The sequence below is a fragment of the Inquilinus limosus genome (assembly GCF_051487185.1).
Lineage (GTDB): Bacteria > Pseudomonadota > Alphaproteobacteria > DSM-16000 > Inquilinaceae > Inquilinus > Inquilinus limosus_F.
The window spans coordinates 202,537-218,497 of the sequence record NZ_JAHVDK010000003.1 but is presented as its reverse complement, the minus strand read 5'-3'; the positions used below and the strand labels follow the sequence as shown (position 1 = coordinate 218,497).

General features: G+C 71.4%; 16 protein-coding genes and 1 riboswitch. Of the genes, 9 read left to right on the top strand and 7 right to left on the bottom strand.

What is annotated here, in order from left to right; genetic code table 11:
- Positions 1–6 precede the first annotated feature (6 nt).
- Positions 7–213, bottom strand: coding sequence for a sulfur carrier protein ThiS (gene thiS, locus KXR53_RS04615; protein WP_437373851.1), 207 nt, complete (start codon positions 211–213; stop codon positions 7–9).
- Positions 210–1,355, bottom strand: a complete 1,146-nt coding sequence (gene thiO / locus KXR53_RS04610) for a glycine oxidase ThiO (protein WP_437373849.1) — start codon at positions 1,353–1,355, stop codon at positions 210–212. The genes thiS and thiO overlap by 4 nt, the downstream gene beginning before the upstream one ends.
- A gap of 47 nt (positions 1,356–1,402) precedes the next feature.
- Positions 1,403–1,501: riboswitch (TPP riboswitch) on the bottom strand.
- Positions 1,502–1,631: 130 nt separating this feature from the next.
- On the opposite strand from thiO, the gene ftsY reads away from it, so the two are divergent.
- From ftsY to KXR53_RS04580, 6 genes are all read left to right on the top strand, one after another.
- Positions 1,632–2,579 carry a signal recognition particle-docking protein FtsY gene (ftsY, locus tag KXR53_RS04605; RefSeq protein WP_437373847.1) on the top strand — a complete coding sequence of 316 codons (948 nt, stop codon included), beginning with the start codon at positions 1,632–1,634 and terminating at the stop codon, positions 2,577–2,579.
- Positions 2,576–4,045 carry an AMP nucleosidase gene (locus KXR53_RS04600; RefSeq protein ID WP_437373845.1) on the top strand — a complete coding sequence of 490 codons (1,470 nt, stop codon included), beginning with the start codon at positions 2,576–2,578 and terminating at the stop codon, positions 4,043–4,045. Before ftsY ends, KXR53_RS04600 begins: the two co-directional genes overlap by 4 nt.
- A 14-nt stretch (positions 4,046–4,059) precedes the next feature.
- On the top strand, positions 4,060–5,904 hold the full coding sequence (locus KXR53_RS04595; protein WP_437373843.1) for an NUDIX domain-containing protein: 1,845 nt from the start codon (positions 4,060–4,062) through the stop codon (positions 5,902–5,904).
- A complete protein-coding gene (locus KXR53_RS04590) occupies positions 5,901–6,626 on the top strand; it encodes a glucose 1-dehydrogenase (protein ID WP_437373841.1) in 726 nt (241 codons plus the stop codon). The genes KXR53_RS04595 and KXR53_RS04590 overlap by 4 nt, the downstream gene beginning before the upstream one ends.
- Positions 6,627–6,757: 131 nt before the next feature.
- Positions 6,758–8,986 carry a hypothetical protein gene (locus KXR53_RS04585; RefSeq protein WP_437373839.1) on the top strand — a complete coding sequence of 743 codons (2,229 nt, stop codon included), beginning with the start codon at positions 6,758–6,760 and terminating at the stop codon, positions 8,984–8,986.
- 2 nt (positions 8,987–8,988) lie between these two features.
- A complete protein-coding gene (locus tag KXR53_RS04580; protein WP_437374055.1) occupies positions 8,989–9,708 on the top strand; it encodes a DUF3142 domain-containing protein in 720 nt (239 codons plus the stop codon).
- On the opposite strand, the gene KXR53_RS04575 is transcribed toward KXR53_RS04580, so the two are convergent.
- Positions 9,681–10,193 (bottom strand): GNAT family N-acetyltransferase, encoded by a 513-nt coding sequence (locus tag KXR53_RS04575; RefSeq protein WP_437373837.1) that lies wholly within the window; start codon positions 10,191–10,193, stop codon positions 9,681–9,683. The two genes, KXR53_RS04580 and KXR53_RS04575, sit on opposite strands and share 28 nt — an antisense overlap.
- Before the next feature lie 94 nt (positions 10,194–10,287).
- On the opposite strand from KXR53_RS04575, the gene KXR53_RS04570 reads away from it, so the two are divergent.
- Positions 10,288–10,662 (top strand): EamA family transporter, encoded by a 375-nt coding sequence (locus tag KXR53_RS04570; RefSeq protein WP_437373835.1) that lies wholly within the window; start codon positions 10,288–10,290, stop codon positions 10,660–10,662.
- A 63-nt stretch (positions 10,663–10,725) separates the two neighbouring features.
- Entirely contained in the window at positions 10,726–11,208 is a 483-nt protein-coding gene (locus tag KXR53_RS04565; protein WP_437373833.1) for an EamA family transporter, read from the top strand.
- Here the strand turns inward: KXR53_RS04565 and KXR53_RS04560 are convergent.
- From KXR53_RS04560 to KXR53_RS04545, 4 genes are all read right to left on the bottom strand, one after another.
- A complete protein-coding gene (locus KXR53_RS04560) occupies positions 11,168–11,593 on the bottom strand; it encodes a cupin domain-containing protein (protein WP_437374054.1) in 426 nt (141 codons plus the stop codon). The two genes, KXR53_RS04565 and KXR53_RS04560, sit on opposite strands and share 41 nt — an antisense overlap.
- 5 nt (positions 11,594–11,598) lie before the next feature.
- Complete coding sequence (locus KXR53_RS04555) at positions 11,599–12,198, bottom strand: glutathione S-transferase (protein WP_437373831.1); 600 nt, start codon at positions 12,196–12,198, stop codon at positions 11,599–11,601.
- Positions 12,199–12,222: 24 nt separating this feature from the next.
- Entirely contained in the window at positions 12,223–12,993 is a 771-nt protein-coding gene (gene gloB, locus KXR53_RS04550) for a hydroxyacylglutathione hydrolase (RefSeq protein WP_437373829.1), read from the bottom strand.
- 167 nt (positions 12,994–13,160) lie between these two features.
- Entirely contained in the window at positions 13,161–15,047 is a 1,887-nt protein-coding gene (locus KXR53_RS04545) for a DNA/RNA non-specific endonuclease (protein ID WP_437373827.1), read from the bottom strand.
- A gap of 110 nt (positions 15,048–15,157) precedes the next feature.
- Between KXR53_RS04545 and KXR53_RS04540 the strand changes: the two genes are divergently transcribed.
- Positions 15,158–15,916 carry a class I SAM-dependent methyltransferase gene (locus tag KXR53_RS04540; RefSeq protein ID WP_437373825.1) on the top strand — a complete coding sequence of 253 codons (759 nt, stop codon included), beginning with the start codon at positions 15,158–15,160 and terminating at the stop codon, positions 15,914–15,916.
- Positions 15,917–15,961: the final 45 nt, after the last annotated feature.

Below are 15,961 nucleotides of genomic sequence, written 5' to 3'. Positions count from 1 at the left end.
TTCTCCTCAGCCGCCCTGGAACGGGCGGACGATCTCGACCCGGTCGCCTTCGGCCAGGCGCTGCTCCGGCCAGCGTGTCCGCGGCAGCACGGCGTCGTTGAGTGCGACCGCGGTGCCGCGCGCCGCGGGGTCGATGCCTTTGGCGACCAGCAGGTCGAGCACGCTGAACCCAACCGCCTGGGCCTCGGTCTCGCCGTTCACCAGGACGCTCATTGCGCGGCCTCCTGGATGCCGGTGAAGCGGTCGATGCGGAACGGCTCCGCCGCCGTCGGCAGCCTGCCGTCGAGGATGGCGCCGGCCACCGCCTCGACCGTCGCCGGCAGCAGCAGGATGCCGTTGCGGTGGTGGCCGGTGGCGAAGACCAGGCCGTCGATCACGGAGGGGCCGAGGATCGGCGCGTCGTCGCGGCTGCCGGGCCTGAGGCCGGCCCAGCTTTCGATCACCGGCAGCTCCTCGATCCCCGGCAAAGCCCGCCAGGCGGCATCGAGCAGCGACAGCATGCCGCCGGCGGTGACGGTGGTGTCGAAGCCGCGCTCCTCCACCGTGGCGCCGACGATCAGGCGGCCGTCGATCCGCGGCACCAGATAGGCCTTGCCGGCCCAGACCACGTGGCGCAGCAGCGGCGCCGCCGGGTCCATCTGCAGCGCCAGCATCTGGCCCTTCACCGGCCTGACCGGCGGCAGCGCCTCGCGCGGGATGCCGGCGATGCCGCCCGACCAGGCGCCGGCGGCCAGCACCACGACATCGGCCGGCCGCGCCTCGCCGGCCACGACGACGCCGATGGCCCGGCCGTGATCGATCGTGACGGCCTCGACCTCCGCATGATCGTGCAGGCCGCCGCCGGCCCGGCGCAGCGCCTCGGCCAGGGCCGGCACCAGCCAGCGGTTGTCGACCTGGTGGTCGGCCGGGCTGTGGACGGCGGCGGCGAGGCCGGGCCGCAGCATCGGCTCGCGCCGCAGCAGCTCGGCGCCGCTCAGCCAGCGCAGCTCGACCCCGAGTTTGGTCTGGAAATCTGTGGAGAAGCGCAGCTCCGCCGCATCGTCGCGGGTCAGGGCGACGGCCAGCGTGCCCTCGTCACGGTAGCCGACGGGCAGGCCCGACGCCGCCTCGACCTCCCGCGCGAAGCCGGGCCAGAGCTCCTGGGCGCGGCGACAGAGGCCGAACAGCGCCTCCTCCCCCGGCTCGGCCTCGAGCCCGGCGGCGAGCATGCCGGCGGCGGCCCAGCTGGCCTCGCGCCCGACCGGCCCGCGGTCGTAGACCTCCACGGGGCAGCCGGCCCGGGCCAGGCGCCAGCCGATGGCCAGGCCGTTGACGCCGGCGCCGATGATCGCGACGCGCGGTCTCGCTCCACGCAAGGGGGTAGGCCCGCAGGACTCGTCCTGCGATGGGGACGGAATCGGAATGCCGGTCATCTCAGGCTCCCTCCGCTGGCATGATCCAGGTCAGGTTCGATGGGTATGATCTCAGCCCGCCGTGACGACGGGCACCCCAGCCGATACCGCCATTTCAGTCCTGGAGGTGGACGAGTTGCAACCCTTTTTTGTGGACGCGTTCCCAGCGCCCCTGCCCCGCGCCCGGCCGACTTACGGAGGTCACACACGGCGTGTTAAGAAGCGCGCATGACAGACCCGATGACCGATAACGGCGCAGGGGCGCCGAAGAAGGGCTGGTTCGCCCGACTGAAGGAGGGGCTGTCGCGCTCCTCCGCCAAGCTGACCGAAGGCATCACCGGCATCTTCACCAAGCGCAAGCTGGACGATGCGACACTGGAGGAGCTGGAGGAGCTGCTGATCCAGGCCGATCTCGGCCCCGCCACCGCCGCCAAGCTGACCGCCGAGCTGGCGCGCACCCGCTTCGGCAAGGAGGTGTCGGGCGACGAGGTCCGCCGCGCCCTGGCCGACCATGTGGCGCAGATCCTGCGCCCGGTGGCCAAGCCGCTCGCCCTCTCTCCCGAGCGCAAGCCGCAGGTGGTGCTGGTGGTCGGGGTCAACGGCACCGGCAAGACCACGACGATCGGCAAGCTGGCCAAGCAGTGGCGCGACGCCGGCAAGTCCGTGATGATCGCGGCCGGCGACACCTTCCGCGCCGCCGCGGTGCACCAGCTGCAGGTCTGGGGCGAGCGCTCCGGCTGCCCGGTGGTCACGGCGCCTGCCGGCGCCGATGCCGCAGGCCTTGCCTTCGACGCCCTGACCCGCGCCCGGGCCGAGGGCCGCGACATACTGCTGATCGACACCGCCGGCCGGCTGCAGAACAAGGACAATCTGATGGCCGAGCTGGCCAAGATCGTCCGCGTGCTGAAGAAGATCGACCCCGAGGCGCCGCACGACGTGTTGCTGGTGCTGGACGCCACCACCGGCCAGAACGCGCACAGCCAGGTCGAGGTGTTCCGCGACATGGTCTCGGTCACCGGCCTGATCCTGACCAAGCTGGACGGCAGCGCCCGCGGCGGCGTGCTGGTGGCGCTGGCCGAGCGCTTCGGCCTGCCGGTGCACGCGATCGGCGTCGGCGAGAGCATCGACGACCTGCGGCCCTTCGACGCCGAGCAGTTCGGGCGGTCGCTGATGGGAGTCGAGGCATGAGTAAGGCCGCTTCCCCCCAACCCTACGCCCCCGAGCAGTTCCGGGACGCGGCCGAGGCGGTGGCCCGGCTGCACGCGATCTACGACGCCAACACCGGCGTGCTGCGCGACGCCTTCCGCGCCTATTCCCGCGGCGAGGAGCCGGCGGCGCGGGTTCGCGCCTGCTATCCCTACCTCTCGGTCAGGGTCGAGGATTTCAGCCGGGCCGACACCCGCCTGTCCTACGGCTTCGTCGACCGGCCGGGCACCTTCGCCACCACCATCACCCGGCCGTCGCTGTTCCATCGCTACCTCACCGAACAGATCGGGCAGTTGATCCACAATCATCACATGCCGGTCGAGGTCGGGGTCAGCGACACGCCGATCCCGATCCACTTCGCCTTTCCCGACGGCATGCATGTCGAGGGCGACCTGACCCGCGAGCGCATGCTGCACATGCGGGCTGTGTTCGACCTGCCGGATCTGGCGATGATGGACGACAGCATCGTTAACGGAACCGCCGTGATTCCGGTGGGCGAGCCGCACCCGCTGGCGCTGTTCACGGCGCCGCGGTCGGACTATTCGCTGTTCCGGCTGAAGCACTACACCGCCACCAGCTGCGAGCACTTCCAGAACTTCGTCCTGTTCACCAACTACCAGTTCTACATCGACGAGTTCATCCGCTACGCCTATGAGCTGATGCAGGGCGACGGCGGCGGCTATGACGCCTTCATCGAGCCGGGCGACCGCGTCACCCTGCCCGGCGGCCGCGCCCGCGGCACCCCGGCGGCGCGGCTGCCGCAGATGCCGGCCTATCACCTGACCCGGCCGGACCATTCCGGCATCACCATGGTCAACATCGGTGTCGGACCGTCCAACGCCAAGACCATCACCGACCACATTGCGGTGCTGCGGCCGCACGCCTGGATCATGCTGGGCCACTGCGCCGGCCTCAGGAACACCCAGAAGCTGGGCGACTACGTCCTGGCCCATGGCTATGTCCGCGAGGATCACGTGCTGGACGCCGACCTGCCGGTCTGGGTGCCGGTGCCGGCGCTGGCCGAGATCCAGGTGGCGCTGGAGCGCGCGGTCGGCGAGATCACCGGCCTGACCGGCTATGGCCTGAAGAGCGTGATGCGCACCGGCACGGTCGCCACCATCGACAACCGCAACTGGGAGCTGCGCGATTATCGCGAGCCGGTGCAGCGCTTCAGCCAGAGCCGCGCCATCGCGCTGGACATGGAGAGCGCCACCATCGCCGCCAACGGCTTCCGCTTCCGGGTGCCCTACGGCACGCTGCTCTGCGTCTCCGACAAGCCTTTGCACGGCGAGCTGAAGCTGCCGGGCATGGCCAGCGCCTTCTACACACAGCAGGTCGGCCAGCATCTGCAGATCGGCATCCGGGCCATGGAGATGCTGCGCGGCCTGGGCCTGGAGCAGCTGCACAGCCGCAAGCTGCGGAGCTTCGCCGAAGTCGCGTTCCAGTAAGAGGGCCTGAGGCCATGCCGCAGGACAGCCGCCATACGCCCGCGATGGATCGGCCGAGGATCGGGGTCGGCGCCATCGTCTGGCGCGATGACCGGCTGCTGCTGATCCGGCGCGCCAAGCCGCCCCAGGCCGGGCAGTGGAGCATCCCGGGCGGCAGCCAGGAACTGGGCGAGACCCTGTTCGAGACGGCGCTGCGCGAGACCCGCGAAGAGGCCGGGGTCGAAGCCGAGGCGATCGGCATCGTCACCGCCGTCGATTCGATCCATCGCGACGCCGAGGGCGGGGTCGAGTGGCACTACACCATCATCGACGTCGAGGCCGAGTGGCGGTCCGGCGAGCCGGTGGCCGGCGACGACGCCGCCGAGGCGCGATGGGCGACGCTGGAGGAGGCCGAGGGGCTGATCGAATGGCCGGAGCTGCGGCGGGTGCTGCATCTCTCCGCCCGGCAGCGGGCGCAGCGCCGGCGCGGTCCGGGGCCGGTGCGGCTGAAGCCGCGGCCCGACCTGATGCGGCTGATGCGTACGCCGCTGGGCCGGCTGGTGGCGCGGCCCTGGTTCGACGGCATGTCGCTGGCCCTGCTGCGCGGCTGGTTCCTGCCGGCCTCGCGCAGCCTGGCCGCGGCGATCGTCGCCGATGGCGACCTGCACCGCTTCTGCGCCGAGCTGCAGATCCCGCCCGACGCCCTGGGCAAGCGCCCGGTCTGGCTGGGCCGCACCCTGCGCGACGTGTCCCGCATGGCCGAGCAGCATCGCCAGGCGGAAGCGGAGTGGCACCGCCTCCTGTTCTCCACCACCGCCCCCCTGGCCGACGTGGTGGCGGCGGAGGAAGCGCGCCTCGACGCCGCCTCGGCCCTGACCACCAGCCGGCTGCGTTTCGCCCTGTTCGGCAACAACCGCAAGATCCCGGCCTGCCGCTGGGCGATCCCGACCGAGGCCGAGCTCGAGGCCCGGCACGGCGCCCGGCTGGCCGATCCCGAGAACGCCTACTGCCTGCCCGAGCTGCTGCCGACCGTGACCGAGACGCGGCGGCTGCCGAGCGAGCTGGGCACCGACCACTGGCTGACCTTCCCGACGCCCGACCCGGCGGTGGAGAGCCCGTGCTGGGCCCGGGTGTTCACCCCGAACGACGCGGTCGACCCGCCGACCGTGATCCATCTGCACGGCATCTGCATGGAGCCGGACCATCTGCGCGGGCCGTTGAGCGAGATCGAATCCCTGGTCCGCCGCGGCCTGCGCGTCGTGTTGGTGGAGGCCCCCTGGCACGGGCGGCGCAAGCGCCCGGGCTATTACGCCGGCGAGCCGATGGTGGCGTCGACCCCGCTCGGGGCGCTCGATCATCTCTCGGCGGCCGTGCGCGAGGTCGGCGTCCTGACCCGCTGGGCCCGGCAGACCAGCCGCGGCGCGGTCGGATGGAGCGGCATCAGCTTCGGCGCCCTGACGGCGCAGCTGGCGGCCGCCCATTGCGGCGGCTGGCCGGCCGCCTGCCGGCCGGACGCGCTGCTGCTGTTCACCACCTCGGAGGGGATCGAGGAGATCGCGCTGAGCGGCTCCTTCGCACGCGCCTTCGGACTCGACCGGGCCCTGACGGCGGCGGGCTGGACCGAGGCGGCGCTGAGCCGCTGGCGGCCGCTGACCGACCCGGTGGAGCGGCCGCAGATGGACACCGACAACGTCTTCATGGTGCTGGGCAGCAAGGACGACGTCACCCCCTTCGCCGGCGGCCAGGCGATCGCCCGGCGCTGGGGCGTGCCGGAGGCGCAGGTCCATGTCCGGCCGCAGGGCCATTTCTCGGTGCCGGCCGGGCTGATGGTCGACGGCGCGCCGATCGCCGATTTCGCGGAAAGGCTGCTGTCGCTATGAGCCTCCTGATCGTCACCGGCGGCGGCCGCGGCATCGGCGCCGCCATCGCCCGCCGGGCGGCGCGGGACGGCTGGGCCGTCTGCGTCAATTACCGCGCCGACGCCGCCGCGGCCGAGGCCGTGGTGGCGGAGATCGCAGCCGCCGGCGGCCGGGCCATCGCCGTGCCTGCCGACGTGGCGCAGGAGGGCGAGATCCGGACGCTGTTCGACCGGGCCGAGGCCGCCTTCGGGCCGGTGCAGGGCTTGGTCAATAATGCCGGCATCACCGGCCGCAACGGCGAGCTGACCGATCTCGACAGCGAGACTCTGCGCCGGGTGGTCGACGTCAACCTGATCGGGCCGATCCTGTGCGCGCGGGAGGCGGTGCGCCGGTTCCGCGCCGCCGGCACGAAAGGCGCGATCGTCAACCTGTCCTCGATCGCGGCGCAGACCGGCAGCCCGGGCGAATACGTCCACTACGCCGCGACCAAGGGAGCGATCGAGAGCTTCACCATCGGCCTCGGCCGCGAGCTGGCGGCCGACGGCATCCGGGTCAACGCCGTGTCGCCCGGCATGATCCGGACCGAGATCCACGCGCCGGGGCGGCTGGAGCGGGTGACGGCGCGGATCCCCGCCGGCCGGCCGGGCGAGCCGGAGGAGATCGCCGAGGCGGTGGCCTGGCTGCTGTCCGACGCCGCGCGCTACGCCACCGCCACGGTGCTCAAGGTGGCGGGCGGCATCTAAGGCCGCCTTCGATGGGCCAAGATTTCGCCGCGTGCCCCGGACAGGATCGGCGGGTCTGTCGGTCGGGCGAACGATCTGATACGACCGGACGGAGATGATTCCCACGATCGCAGCGTGGCGAGGGAGGAGCGATGATCCGGCGCTGTTTGCTTCCGTTGGTGCTGCTGCTGGGTGGCGTCGGCATTCAGGCGGCGCAGGCGAGCGGCGATTTCGGCTGCTCGGTGACCTGGTCGCTGAAGCAGGATGGGCTCGACGGCTGCAATAACCTGCCCTTCCTCAGCCCCGCCAATGACAGCCGGGTCAATCTGCGCCTGCTGCTGGCCGACCGGGGGCTGCAGCCGCTGCCGGACGGGCCGCCGTCGCCATACGACCGCGAGATGGGTTACGGGCTGGTGCCGTTCCCGCTCGACCGGCTGCTCGGCCCCGAGGAAGAGGCGGTGCCGGCAGGGGCGCCCGGCAGCGGCGACGGCAACGCGACCGTGGTCGAGACCCCGGCCGCCCCCGCCGCCGACCCGGACGCCGTGGCGCTGGCCGATCTGGCCCGGCAGATCGGCCTGCCGCCCGAGGCGGCGAAGCCGCCGGCCGCGGACAACACCAACCTGTTCGCCAGCGGCGAAGGCAGCCGCTGCGCCAGCAACGATGACGCCACCGCGCGGGCCTTCCTGCAGCAGCTGGTCGGCAGCACCGAGCTGCCCGACGGCGAACGCCGGTCCCTGGCCCAGGCGCGCCTGGCCATGCTGGGCTCCTGCGGCGGCAACCACGGCCTCGTTCCCGCCGATGTGCAGTCGCCGCTCGGCCGGCAGTTCGCCGGCTACCTGCGCGGCGCGGTCGCCTTCTACAACGGCGATTTCCCGCAGGCGTCGGAGGCCTTCAGGGCGCTGGAGGGCAGCGAGCAGCCCTGGCTGAAGGAGACGGCGCGCTACATGGCGGCGCGGACCCTGCTGAACCAGGCGCAGCAGAACGCCTTCGACGACATGGGCTATCCGAAGCTGGAGAATGTCGACCGGGCCGTGCTGGCGGAGTCCGAAACGGCGTTCGCGGCTTATCTCCAGGCCTATCCGAGCGGTCTCTATGCCGTCTCGGCCCAGGGGCTGCTGCGCCGGATCTACTGGCTGGGCGACGACCCGACCCGGCTGGCCGCCGCCTATGCCGCGCTGCTGGGCCAGGCTTCCGCCGATCCCGACGCGCTCGATGCCCTGGTGCAGGAGACCGACAACAAGCTGCTGGTCCCGGGGCGCAGCGCCGATGTCACCGACCCGATGCTGCTGGCGGTGATGGACCTGATGGCGATGCGCGACAAGGGCGTCGACGTCGCTGGTGATGGCGGCCCGATCATCGGCCTGGACACGCTGGAGCAGCAGAAGCCGCGCTTCGCCGACCGGCCGGACCTGCACGGATACCTCATCGCCGCCTATCAGTTCTATGTCGCCCGGTCCCCCGACGAGACCCTGAAGAGCCTGCCGGACACGGTGCCGGCCGGCCCCATGAGCACTCTCGAGTTCAGCCGCCAGACCCTGCGCGGCTTCGCCATGGAGGCGAAGGACGACTGGGCCGGTGCACAGGCGCTGTGGCTGCAGCTGATCCCGCTGGCCAAGCCGCTGCAGCGCGCCCAGCTGGAGCTGGCGCTGGCCATGAACTACGAGCGCAGCGGCCAGCTGGCGGCGGTGTTCGACCAGGGATCGCCGATCAAGAGCCCGGAGATCCGCCAGATCCTGCTGCGCAACCTGGCCGGGCCGGCGCTGCTGCGCCAGCAGGCCAGGGCGGCGGACGCGACCGAGGAGGAGCGCGACACCGCCCTGTTCACGCTGCTCTACAAGGATCTGATGCGCGGCCACTACCAGGATTTCGGCGCCGACCTGGCGCTGTTGCCCGACCCGCTGCCGGAAAAGCCGTCGGTGCCCTGGGACCAGTCCCTGACCCTGTTCCGCTGGGACGGCGCCTCGGCCGAGTCCAACTATGCCTGCCCGTCGATCCGGGAGATCGCGGCGACGCTGCAGCGCGACGCCGACAACCCGCAGGGGCTGAACTGCCTGGGCGAGTTCATCCTGCGCAACGGCCTGGACTCCTACGCCCTCGACAGCCAGCCGGACGCGGAGCAGCTGGGCGGCACCGAGACCCAGTTCCCGGGCAAGATCTATTCCCGCCTCGACGGCTATATGAAGGTGATGGCCGACAGCAAGGCCGGCCGCACCGACCGCGCCTATGCGCTGTACCGCGCCATCAACTGCTTCGCCCCCAGCCAGACCAACGGCTGCGGCCCGCAGGACATCCCGCAGAGCCAGCGCAAGCAGTGGTTCCAGACGCTGAAGTCGCGCTACGCGAACACCGTCTGGGCGAAGACGCTGAAATACTATTGGTGACGATGCCTGCCCTGGCGCGCTGGGCTCTGGCGGCGGCGCTGCTGCTGTCGCCGCTGCCGGCCAACGCGACCGTCGACGCCGCCGAGCACGACGCCTTCTGGCTGTGGGCCGGGGTGGCGCCGCCGCCGGTGCTGGCCCAGGCCCGGACGGTCTACATCCTGCAGGGCCAGATCGACCCGCCACGCCGGGGCGGCGCCGGCCCCGCCCGGATCATCGCCCAGGGCATCGCCGTACCCCGGCTGCGCCAGGGCGAGGTCTGGCTGGCCTATCGCGCCCACACGCTGCGCTGGCCGCCGCAGATCCTGCCCGTCATCCTGGCCCAGGCCCGGCGCTGGAAACAGGCCGGCAACCCGGTGGTCGGCATCCAGATCGACTTCGACGCGCGCACCCGCCACCTGCAGGAGTATGCGAGCTTCCTGCGCGACCTGCGCGCGCAGCTGCCGCCCGAGTACCGGCTGAGCATCACCGGGCTGATGGATTGGGGCAGCAACGCCGACCCCGAGGCGATCAACCAGCTGCAGGGGGTGGTCGACGAGGTGGTGGTGCAGACCTATCAGGGCCGCCGCACCATCCCGAACTACCGGTCCTATCTGCCACGCATCGCCCGGCTGACCCTGCCCTTCAAGATCGGGCTGGTGCAGCACGGCGAGTGGGAGGCACCAGGCGGGCTGGCCGACAGTCCCTGGTTCCGCGGCTATGTGGTGTTCCTGCTGAAGCCGTGAGCCGCAGGCGACCGCCGGTACGGGTCCAGGTCCAGCATCATCTCCACCAGATCCATGCCGGGGGCGAAGCCATCCGGCACCTGCCGGGTCTGGACGAAGCCGTGGCGGGCGAAGAAGCCGCGGCTGTACTGCGTCGTCTCGATCGCCACCGACCGGAACGCCGGATCGGCGGCGATGCGGTCGAGCCGTTCGGTCAGCAGGCGGGTGCCGAGGCCGGCGTGGTGCCGGTCGCCGCGCACCATGCCCCAGCACAGCACCGCGACTGATGGATCGCCCTCGGCGGCCTCGTAGCCGCCGCAGCCCACCGCCTCACCCGCCGCGTCCTCCAGCACGAAATAGGGGCCGCTCAGCGCCTCGAGGAACTCGATGAAGTCCTGCCGCTCCTGCGCCGCGAAGAAGCGCGGCACGTTGCTGTCGAACAGCGCCAGGCCGAGAGGCCGGTCCTCCGGCCGCCAGGGGCGGATGCGAAAACTGTCGTCGGTCATGGGCGATTCTCCAGGCCACGAATCTAGCGTATGAACCCGGCCGGCATCGCGCTTTCCGTCCTCCGGCGGATGTAGAAACAAGACTGAAACGCCCATGTCCCCCGACCTCGCCGCCGTCCGGCGCGCCACGCTGATCGGCGGCACCGCCGTGCTGATGTGGGCGACGCTCGCCCTGCTCGCGACCTGGTCGCGCGCGATTCCGCCGTTCCAGCTGACCGGCATGGCCTTCGCGGTCGCCTTCGCCATCGGCCTCGCCTGGACGCTGGCGCAGGGCAAGGCGCCGCTGGCCGCGGCCCGGCAGCGGCCGGCGGTGTGGCTGCTGGGCGTCGGCGGGCTGTTCGGCTATCACCTCGTCTTCTTCATGGCGCTGCGCCTGGCGCCGCCGGTTGAGGCGAACCTGATCAACTACGCCTGGCCGTTGCTGATCGTGCTGTTCTCCGCCCTGCTGCCGGGGGAGCGGCTGCGCTGATGGCACGTCGCCGGGGCGGCCCTCGGCCTGCTCGGCGTCGTGGTGCTGATCGGTGGTCGCGGCGTGGCCTTCGACCCACGCTTCGCCCTGGGCTACGGCGCCGCCATGCTATCGGCGATGATCTGGGCCGGCTATTCGGTGCTGAGCCGCCGGGTCGGCGCGGTGCCGACCGAGGCGGTGGGCTGGTTCTGCGGCGGCACCGCGCTCCTCTCCCTGCTGTGCCACCTGGTGCTGGAGGAGACGGTCGCGCCGGACGCCGCTGGCTGGGCGGCCATCGCGGGCCTCGGCCTCGGGCCGGTCGGCCTCGCCTTCTTCGTCTGGGACCACGGGGTGAAGCGTGGGGACATCCGCGCCCTCGGCGCCTTCGCCTATGCCGCGCCGCTGCTGTCGACCCTGCTGCTGATCGCCTTCGGCGAAGGTGCGCTGACGCTGTCGGTCGGCCTCGCCTGTGCCCTGATCGTCGGCGGGGCGATCCTGGCCGGGCGGGACCTCTGGGACCGGCGGCTCAGCCCAGCTCCGGCCGCCACCCCGGGGGCGCCAGGGTGAAGCCTTCGAAGCGGAAGGCCGGGGCCACGACGCAGCTGACCAGGGTCCAGTCGCCGAGGCTGCGCGCCGCCTGCCACTGCCCCTCCGGCACCACCGCCTGAAAGCGGTCGCCGGCCAGGAGGTCGGGGCCGAGGCGCAGCACCTCGCCGGCCTGGCCGGTCTCGGCGATCGAGAGTTCCAGCGGCGCGCCGGCGTGCCACAGCCAGATCTCCGGCGCGTCGACGGCGTGCCAGTGCGAGATCTCGCCCGCCCGCAGCAGGAAATGGATCAGCGAGGCCCGGCCGCGGCCGCCCTCCGGCGGCGGGTCGCGCCACAGCTCGACATAGTGGCCGCCCTCCGGATGCGGCTTCATGCCGAGCCTGGCGATGATCGCCTCGGGCGTCATCGCGGTCACGCCGGCGCCGTCGCGGTGTAGGAGGGGCGCCGGGCGAAGCCCTCGTGCCAGGCGGCGAGGCGCGGATGGCGGTCCCGCCAGCCCCAATCGGCGAAGCGCAGATCGAGATAGCCGAGGCCGCAGGCGGTGGCGATCGCGCCGACGGTCAAAGGCCCGTCAAGCTCCGCCGCATCCGCCTCCATCCGGTCGAGCGCGGCCAGCACCTTCGCCTTCTGCCGCTCGATCCAGGGCTCATGCTGCCGCTCCGCCGGGCGCAGCGTCACCTCGTAGCGGATCAGGAGCGCGGCCTCCTGCAACCCGTCGGCCAGCGTCTCCCAGCGCAGGGCGCGCCAGCGGGTCGGACCGGATGCCGGGATCAGCTTCGGCCCGTCATGCAGCGTGTCGAGATACTGGCAGATCACCGGGCTGTCGTAGAGCGGGCCGAATTCGGTCTCCAGCACCGGGATCTTGTTCAGCGGATTGTGTGCGGAGAGGCCGCTGGCCGGATCCTCCGTGTTGGTCGGCACCACCTCGATCCGATCGTCGAGGCCGGTTTCGAGGGCGAGGATGCGGACCTTGCGGGCGAAGGGCGAGGTCGGGCTGTAGAGGAGCTTCATGATCGTCCGGGGTTGGGAAATCGGTCAGAACCGGTCCTTGCGGCCGCGGATCTCGGCGAAGACGGCGACCGGGTCGGCCCCGGCCATGCCGATCGCGGCCTGCAGCTCGGGCTTGTCGGCCCGCAGGAAGGGGTTGGCCAGCTTCTCGCGGCCGAGCTGGGCCGGGATCGTCGGCGCACCGCTCTCACGCGCGTCGTCGATATCCTCGGCATAGGCCTGCAGCACCGGGTTGGCGCCGTCGACGGTCAGCGCGAAGCGGGCGTTCGACTGGGTGTATTCGTGGCCGCAATAGATCCGGGTGGTGTCCGGCAGCGCCCGCAGCTTCAAGAGGCTCGACCACATCTGCTCGGCCGTGCCCTCGAGTAGCCGGCCGCAGCCGAGCGCGAACAGGGTGTCGCCGCAGAACAGCACGCTGGCGTCCTCGAACCAGAAGGCGATGTGGCCCGAGGTGTGGCCCGGCACCTCCAGCACCGAGCCCCGCGCCGCGCCGACCATGACGTGGTCGCCTTCGGCGACGCCGCGGTCGAGATCGGGGATGCGATGCGATTCCGCGGCCGGGCCGATGATCGAGGCGCCGTAGCGCTTCGCCAGCTCGTGATTGCCGCCGACATGGTCGCCGTGGTGATGGGTGTTGAGGATCCAGTCCAGCCGCCCGCCCTTGGCCTCCAGCTTCGCCGCGACCGGGTCGGCCTCGCCCGGGTCGACCACGGCGACCATGCCGGTCGACTCGTCTTCCAGCAGATAGGCGTAGTTGTCCTTCAGGACGGGGATCAGCGTGACGCGAAGCGAGGCCATGCGTCCTCCTGGACCGGCGGGATCGAGCGGGGCAGCATAGCTCCTCCCGCCCGTTCCCAACACCGTCATTGCGAGCGCAGCGAAGCAATCCAGGGCTGTTTGGCGTGGCCCCTGGATTGCTTCGTCGGCTTCGCCTCCTCGCAATGACGACGAGGGGCAGGCGATGATCACAGCTCGATATCGGCCAGGCTTTCGATCAGCGTCACCCGTGGCAGGGATTCGATCGCGCCGCGGCGGCCGCGCCGGCGGGCCGGCGCCGCCCTGTCGTCGGCGGCCTTGAGGTCGCCGAAATCGAGCCCGGTCCGGCTCTCCAGCTCCGCGATCGGAAGCTGATAGAGCCGGAACTTCTCCAACCCCAGCGCCTCGATCCGGTTCAGCAGGTCCTCCTGGGTCAGGAGGAAGGCCTTGGCCTTGAGTGCGCCGGCCTCGACATAGGTCACGATCTTCCAGAAGTCGCGCGGGATGGCGACGCCGCGATAGACCGGGTCGTCGTCGCGGAACACCGGGCCGCCGAGCACCGAGACGCGGAGACGCTCGACCTCCGCATCCTCCAGGATCGCGTTCTCCAGGAGACCCCACAGGCCGTTCAGCCCGGACTGGTTGTAGGCCTCGTGCTGCGGTGCGATGTTGGTGAAGTAGAAGGATTCGCGGTTGGCCCGCGCCGCCTCCTCCGGCGGACCCCAGACCAGGTCCTGGCGCCGGGCGATATGGCCGCGGTCGAGACGGTTGTCGGCGTAGAGCTCGTCGTCGGTCTGCCATTTCGCGTCGACCAGCGGGTCGAGCGCGAATTTCATCCCGCTGCGGCTGAGCAGCCGGATCTGGCCACCATCGACGTTCCAGGCCACCCAGCGGGCCAGGCGGCGGGACTTGCTGAGCACCAGCGAGAAATGGGTGTGGCGGATGACGGGGGAGCCGCCGACCTTCGCCGCGTCCCTGTCCTGCGCCGGCGACAGCTCCGGCATCGGCACGGACTGGCTGAGGAACTGCGGATCGAAGCCGGCGGCGGCCGCCACCGGCTCGGCCAGCGCCGCTTCCGGCGGCGTCGGCTCGATCTCCAGCTTCTTGAACACGGCCTCGGCGGTGCAGGCGAGCGCGTAGTCGCCCTCGCTGGCCTCGGCGCCGTCGGCCTCGCCGCCGAAATGCAGGCCGAGCATGACGTCGGTCGGCTTGCCCTTGTCGTCGAGGGCCAGCCAGACCGAGCCGGAATCGCCGCCCTTGCTGATCTCGTCCTCCGCCGCCGGGCGGTCCGGGTCGGGCCCGATCTCGAAGCCGCCGATCCGCTTGGTGCCGATCTCTTCGCCGTAGAACAGCTTCACCGTGGTCTCGATCCGGGTGACGATGCCCCAGGTGACGCCGGTGGTGCGGCCCGACTTCACCACCCGGTCGCCGAGCTCCGGCCGCCCGAGCCGGGCGACCTTGACCCCGAGATCGAGGATCTTCGGGTCGACGCCGCGGCCCTCGACCCGGGCGATGGCGCAGTCGCCGGCCAGGCCGAGATGGCTGCGCACCAGCATGCCGCACCGGTTGCTGTCGACCCGGTTGTCATCGAACGGGCCGGGTTGGACGATGGTGTCGCCCAGCCGGCCCTCCTCTCCGTGCAGCACGTGCCAGTTCGACAGGATGTGCGGCCGTCCGTCCTGCCGATCGTAGACGATGCAGCCCAGCGTGCCGGCCGTGCCCTTGGGGTGGCTGACGCTGATGCCCGGCACCAGCGGGTCATGGCGCAGCTTGCGCTGGTCCTTCACCACCTGCGGCACCAGCTGCCAGGACGGCTTGTAGCGCCGCTCGACCACGTCCGTTGGGATCGTGACGCCGTCGACCGTGATGCTCTTCGGCAGCGGCGGAATGCCTTCCTCGACCAGCGCCTGAGGGGCGACCTTGCGGCCGACGGTGAACTGGATGCACAGCTCGCCGGTTGGCTTGCCGCCTTCGGTCTTCATGCCGATCCCGACCGAGGTGACGTTCGGATGGTCGAGATAGAGGTCCGCGGCCTCGCGGGCGGCCTGCTTCAGGCGCTCCGGGTCGATCCTGCGAGGCTCGGGCTTGCGGGCCATGAAGCGACTCCTGAAATTTCCTGTTGTGCCGAAGTCGGATACGGCGATGGGTCAAAGCCGGCCGCCGATGCGTTATCCTATCGTGAGCGAGGCGCTGGGACGACGGGCGGATGTACAGCGACGTCATTGATCTGCGTGAATTTTATGAGACCAGCCTGGGCCTCGTGGTGCGCCGCATGGTGCGCCGCCAGATCCGCCAGCTGTGGCCGGACACGCACGGCCAGATCATCCTCGGCCTCGGCTACGCCACGCCGTTCCTGCGGCCGTTCCTGGGCGAGGCGGAGCGGGTGATCGCCTGCATGCCGGCCGAGCAGGGCGTGACCCATTGGCCGCCGGATGGCCGCGGCCTGGTGGCGCTGAGCGAGGAAACCGACCTGCCGCTGCCCGACATGTCGGTCGATCGGGTGCTGCTGGTACACGGGCTGGAGGCGACCGAGCAGCTGGGCGAGCTGATGCGGGAGATCTGGCGCGTGCTGAACGGCAGCGGCCGCCTGCTGGTGGTGGTGCCTAACCGGCGCAGCCTGTGGGCGCGGTCCGACCGCACCCCCTTCGGCCACGGCAAGCCCTATTCCGCCAGCCAGCTGAACCAGGTGCTGCGCCAGCATCAATTCGTGCCGGAGCGGGTGGCCCGCGCCCTGTGGCTGCCGCCGACCCGGTCGCGCTTCCTCCTGTCCACTGCCCCGGTGTGGGAGGAGGTCGGCGCCCGCTGGTTCCAGCGCGTCGCCGGCACGGTGATGATCGAGGCGTCGAAGCAGATCTACCAGCTGTCGCGCGGCAAGAAGGTGCGCGCCCGGCGGCCGGTGCTGGTGCCGGTCGGCTCGCCGCAGCCGGTGCTGGGGGTGCAGCGCGAGGGCGAGGAACCGGGCTGAGGCCGCCTCCGGGAGACCGAAACGTCCATCGTGGGCGGCCTGCCG